Below are 1,132 nucleotides of genomic sequence, written 5' to 3'. Positions count from 1 at the left end.
CATGCCCTCATTTGGCCAATAGATACTGCTCTATTTGCAACCCTGTTAACGGGGTCGCCTCAGACGGGACCGCCATAGACTCAATGGTTGCAGGGACAATCGATAAAAACGCCCCTGCCGGGAAAGTCATTTGTAGTTTGATTATATTCGGGGAGGATGGCCAGCAGCTGCAATGTGGGAAGGTCTTCAAGAATGCAAAATCACTGTCGTATCACATAAGCAAATACCACTCTGGGCAAAAAACCTGTGACCTGACGTTGGTCGGGGAGGATGGTCAACTGCAGCCGTGCGGGACGGTCTGCAAGAATGCTCAAGCCCTGTTGAATCACAAAAGAAGAGACCACGTCAGGCAACAAACCTGTGACGTAACCGTAATCAGGGAGGATGGCCAGCCGCGACTATGCGGAAAGGACTGCAGAAATGCCGAAGCGCTGTACATTCACAAAATCCGACGGCACACCGGGCAAAAAATCTGTGACGTGACCGTGATTGGGGAGGATGGCCAGCCGAAGCCGTGCGAAAAGGTCTGCAGAAATGCTGCAGCTCTGTCCACTCACAAAAGCGGACAGCACACCGGGAAAAAGACCTGTGACATGGCCGTAATCGGGGAGGATGGCCGACTGCAACCATGCGTAAAGGTCTGCAAGAATGCTCAAACCCTGTCGGTTCACAAAATCAGAGACCACACGAGGCAACAAACCTGTGATATACCCGTAATCGGGGGGGGTGGTCTGCAACGGCCCTGCGGGAGGGTCTGCAGAAATGCAGCAGCTCTGTCCACTCACAAAAGCGGACACCACACCGGGAAAAAGACCTGTGACGTGACCGTAATCGGTGAGAATGGCTGTTTGCGGCCATGCGGTAAGATCTTCAAGAATGCTAACAGCCTGTCGGCTCACAAAACTGGATACCACACCGGGCAACAAACCTGTGCCGTGACCGTGGTTCAGAAGGATGGCCAGCCGCAGCCATGCGGGCAGGTCTTCAGGAATGCTCAAGCCCTGTCGAATCACAAAAGAAAGCATCGAAGACGCAAGCCTTCTGTTGTGGATCACAACGATGACCTCGGGCCTTAACCTGACAACCGCCCTTTCATGAGGCTTTCTTGATCTATCCTTGCTCTGTAAGAGCC

The 1,132-nt window shown here is 53.2% G+C and carries 1 protein-coding gene; it reads left to right on the top strand.

All coding sequences use genetic code 11. From position 1 onward, the window contains the following. A partial coding sequence (locus tag KDK18_RS08505) for a hypothetical protein (RefSeq protein WP_257254478.1) occupies positions 1 to 1,076 on the top strand: 1,076 nt, incomplete at its 5' end. Positions 1,077 to 1,132: the final 56 nt, after the last annotated feature.

It is taken from the genome of Endozoicomonas sp. SESOKO3 (assembly GCF_024606255.1).
Note: the sequence above shows the minus strand (reverse complement) of the source record. Positions and strands in the feature narration are given on the sequence as shown.